Below are 3,541 nucleotides of genomic sequence, written 5' to 3'. Positions count from 1 at the left end.
TCCCCCACGCTCATGCAGCCGGCTGCGGCCGCGACGGCCACAACCGTGGCAGCCAGTCGGACAGGTACAGGCAAGGGGCGCACGGGCAGCCACCTCCGGTGGGGAGTCAGGGAGTCAACGTGCTCAACTCCCGTCGCCCACAAGAAGACACGCGCCCCTCAACACCCCCCGCACGCCCGGCCCACTGACCCCACGCACCCCCCGAGCCCCTCAGCCGTAGCCGAGGGCGTGCAGCCTCTCGTCGTCGATCCCGAAATGGTGAGCGATCTCATGTACGACGGTCACCTCGGTCTCGGCGATCACGTCGTCCCGCGTCTCGCACATCCGCAGTGTCGGCCCCCGGTAGATCGTGATCCGGTCCGGCAGCACCCCCGCGTACCACTCCCCGCGATCGGTCAGCGGCGTCCCCTCGTACAGCCCGAGCAGTTCGGGATCGTCGGCCGGCGGCTCGTCCTCGACGAACACCGCGACGTTGTCCATCAGCCTCGTCAGCTCCGCCGGAATCCGGTCGAGGGACTCGGCGACCAGTTCCTCGAACTCCTCGCGCGTCATCTCCAGCACACGCCCATTGTCCGGTACGGACCGCCCGTACGGGGTTCGCGGACCCGCGCTCCACGGAAAGCCGTACGCCGTACGACCCCGCTTAGCCGCGCCGCGCTCTGGGCATACGGGACCAATGGCACGCGTACCCGCCAACACCCCGCACACCGGAAGTTCCCGCACCACCCCCGGCCGCCTCGCCCGCCCCCTGGCCGCCCTCACCGGGCCTTATCGCGCCCGGCGCGCGCATCCGGCAGCCGAGCTGGTCCACCAGCCGCACCCCTGGACCCGCGCCCTGGGCCTGGTCGCGGTGGTCCTTCTGGGTGCTTGGCTGGGACTGCTGATCGTCGGTGACGTACGCGAGCCGGTCGGCCCGATGAACACCACGATGACCCTGCGTCCGTCCCTCAGCGGCGGCACGAAGATCAACATCTCCCCGCTGGGCGCCCTGGAGCTGAACAGCCACACGGCCCCCGTACGCCTCGACGTGAACGTCGACCAGCTCGACCCGGACCGCGCCGGGGCCCTCGTCGACCACCCCGAGCGCCTCTCCGGCCTCCAGGACGAGGTCACCAAGGACGTCGGGCACGGCACCCTCGACCTGGCCGTCCGCTCCTGTGTGGCGGTCGTCTCCGGGGCCACCGCGCTCGGCCTCGCTGTCTACCGCCGCCCCCGCCGCGCCCTCGCGGCCGGCGGCCTCGCCCTCACCCTGCTCATCGCGTCGGGAGCCACGGCGTACGCGACCTGGAACCCCAAGTCGGTCCTGGAACCGAGGTTCTCCGGACTCCTGTCCTCGGCCCCGTCCCTGGTGGGCAACGCGCGCAACATCGTCACCGAGTTCGACGTCTACCAGAAGGAACTGGCGCGCCTGGTGACGAACGTGACGAAGCTGTACGACGTCACGTCCACGCTCCCGACCTACCAGCCCGACCCGGCCACGATCCGGGTCCTGCACGTCTCGGACATCCACCTCAACCCGGCGAGCTGGAAGATCATCGCGTCACTGGTGAAGCAGTACGACATCGACGTCATCGTCGACACCGGCGATGACATGGACCACGGCACGGCGGCCGAGAACGGCTTCCTGGACCCGATCAGGGACCTGGGCACCCCGTACGTCTGGGTGCGCGGCAACCACGACTCGGGGCTCACCCAGCGCTATTTGCAGCGCATGAAGAACGTGCGCGTCCTGGACGACGGCCAGTCCGTCAACGTCGGCGGGCTGCGTTTCGCGGGCATCGGCGACCCGGCGTTCACCCCGGACCGCTCGGCGGGCGAGCAGGACGACGACCAGGAACAGGAGCAGCGCCAGGAGCGGGCGGGCGACCGGCTGGCCGCCGCCATCCGCGACCAGCGGACCCTGGGTACGCCGGTCGACATCGCGATGGTCCACGAGCCGGACGCGGCCCGGCGGACCGACGGCGCGGTGCCCCTCGTACTCGCCGGGCACCTCCACCACGCCGAGATGGAGGTCATGCCGAAGGGCACCCGGCTGCGCCTCGAAGGCTCGACGGGCGGCAGCGGGCTGCGCGCCCTGGAGAAGCGGAACCCGGACCAGATCGAGGCGTCCGTCCTCTACCTGGACCGCGACACGCGCCGTCTCCAGGCCTGGGACGAGATCAAGCTCGGCGGCCTCGGGCTGACCACCGCCGAGGTGAGCCGCCATCTGCCCCAGGAGAACCAGCCGGGCGCCTCACCAGCTCCCTCACCGGCCCCCTCGCCGTCGCCTTCACCCCTGTCCCCAGGACCGTCGTCACCCCTGGCTTCACCCCCGACTTCAGCTCCGGGTTCACGCCCGTCCACGCCCTCGCCGTCCCCCGTTCGGAGCCCGTAAACCGTTTTGGCGAACCTCCCCGGCATCACCTATGCTTCTCACGTCCTCGCCCCCATCGTCTAGCGGCCCAGGACGCTGCCCTTTCAAGGCGGTAGCACGGGTTCGAATCCCGTTGGGGGCACAGAACAAGTTCGTACGGTTGGCGGCATCCCGAGTCGGGGTGGCCGCCATTTCGTGCGTCAGGGCTGGTTGCGGAAACCGGACGGCATGCCCTTCCACCTGCACTGTCGTGTGCGCGGCGCATCGTCCGGGGTCTGATACGCTTTTCCAGCGACATCGGCAGGTCTGGGGTCGCAGTCCAGGTCCAGCTCGCGGCGGAAACCCCGTTGGGAGCATCGGACACGGTGTGCGAGACTTACTTCGCACAACAGCAAGGTCCTGTGGAGCAGTTTGGANNTTCAAATCCCGTCAGGACCGCTGAGGTTACATGTTTCACGTGAAACCTCGTGGCTGGGTAGCTCAGTTGGTACGAGCGATCGCCTGAAAAGCGATAGGTCGCCGGTTCGACCCCGGCCCCAGCCACAACCCGAAGGCCCCGTCCGCTTGGACGGGGCCTTCGTCGTGCACTCCTGAACCCAAGGCCCGCGCTTGGCATGGGCATGTGTGCGGCGCTACGTTCTGGCGGTCGGCGGAGCCTAGGGCAGGGGTAGGGGCGAGGATGACGGGCCGGAGCAAGGCTGCCGCCAGGCAGGATCATGACGCGCTGGAGACGAGCCGTGCGCGGTACGGACTCCTGGCCGTGATCACCAGCAACGTCGCGATCGCCTGCGTGGCGATCTTCGGCGTGTGGCGTCTGCACGGCGACTCGGCCGTGGTCGTCGGCATCCTGACCGCCGCGTTCACCGCGGTCAGCACGATGACGACCGCCTATCTGGGCATCAAGGCGGTGTCCAACACCGCGAAGTCGATCGCCCTGGGCGACACGAGCGCACGCACCACGCCCCAGGCGTCCCCGCTGCCCCCGGTCTCGGAGCCGCAGCCGCTCCCCGTCCCGGCGCAGCCCGGCCCGTCCACCGCGTCCACCGACCCGTCCGACCCGTCCGGCGGTTGAGACGAGGCAAAAGGGTTCGCCAGTAATTTGGCCGAGGTGAGATCCTGGATCGCGTATGTCTACGCATCCCGCCTCCGCCCCCGGCCCCGGTGTCAGTGCCCCCGGCGCTCCCGCCC

General features: G+C 69.7%; 3 protein-coding genes and 2 tRNA genes. 4 read left to right on the top strand and 1 reads right to left on the bottom strand.

What is annotated here, in order from left to right:
* Positions 1-210: 210 nt before the first annotated feature.
* On the bottom strand, positions 211-561 hold the full coding sequence (locus AOK08_RS32725; protein WP_055532821.1) for a metallopeptidase family protein: 351 nt from the start codon (positions 559-561) through the stop codon (positions 211-213).
* Between the two features lie 115 nt (positions 562-676).
* Between AOK08_RS32725 and AOK08_RS32720 the strand changes: the two genes are divergently transcribed.
* The 4 genes from AOK08_RS32720 to AOK08_RS32705 all read left to right on the top strand — a co-directional run bounded on the left by AOK08_RS32720 (position 677) and on the right by AOK08_RS32705 (position 3,425).
* The gene (locus AOK08_RS32720) at positions 677-2,374 is read left to right on the top strand and encodes a metallophosphoesterase family protein (RefSeq protein ID WP_055532820.1); all 1,698 of its coding nucleotides are present in this window, start codon (positions 677-679) and stop codon (positions 2,372-2,374) included.
* Positions 2,375-2,422: 48 nt separating this feature from the next.
* Positions 2,423-2,495: transfer RNA gene (locus AOK08_RS32715), tRNA-Glu, on the top strand.
* Positions 2,496-2,822: 327 nt separating this feature from the next.
* Positions 2,823-2,896: transfer RNA gene (locus AOK08_RS32710), tRNA-Phe, on the top strand.
* Between the two features lie 136 nt (positions 2,897-3,032).
* A complete protein-coding gene (locus AOK08_RS32705; protein ID WP_055532819.1) occupies positions 3,033-3,425 on the top strand; it encodes a hypothetical protein in 393 nt (130 codons plus the stop codon).
* Positions 3,426-3,541 lie beyond the last annotated feature (116 nt).

The sequence above is a fragment of the Streptomyces graminilatus genome, from assembly GCF_001418565.1.
In the GTDB taxonomy this organism is placed as follows: Bacteria; Actinomycetota; Actinomycetes; order Streptomycetales; family Streptomycetaceae; genus Streptomyces; species Streptomyces graminilatus.
The sequence above is the reverse complement of the archived record's forward strand: the minus strand, read 5'-3'. Positions and strand labels throughout refer to the sequence as shown.

Excerpts from the sequence above, each read along its gene's own strand:
- AOK08_RS32720 (WP_055532820.1), top strand. The coding sequence starts at position 677 with ATGGCACGCGTACCCGCCAACACCCCGCACACCGGAAGTTCCCGCACC.
- AOK08_RS32705 (WP_055532819.1), top strand. The coding sequence starts at position 3,033 with ATGACGGGCCGGAGCAAGGCTGCCGCCAGGCAGGATCATGACGCGCTG.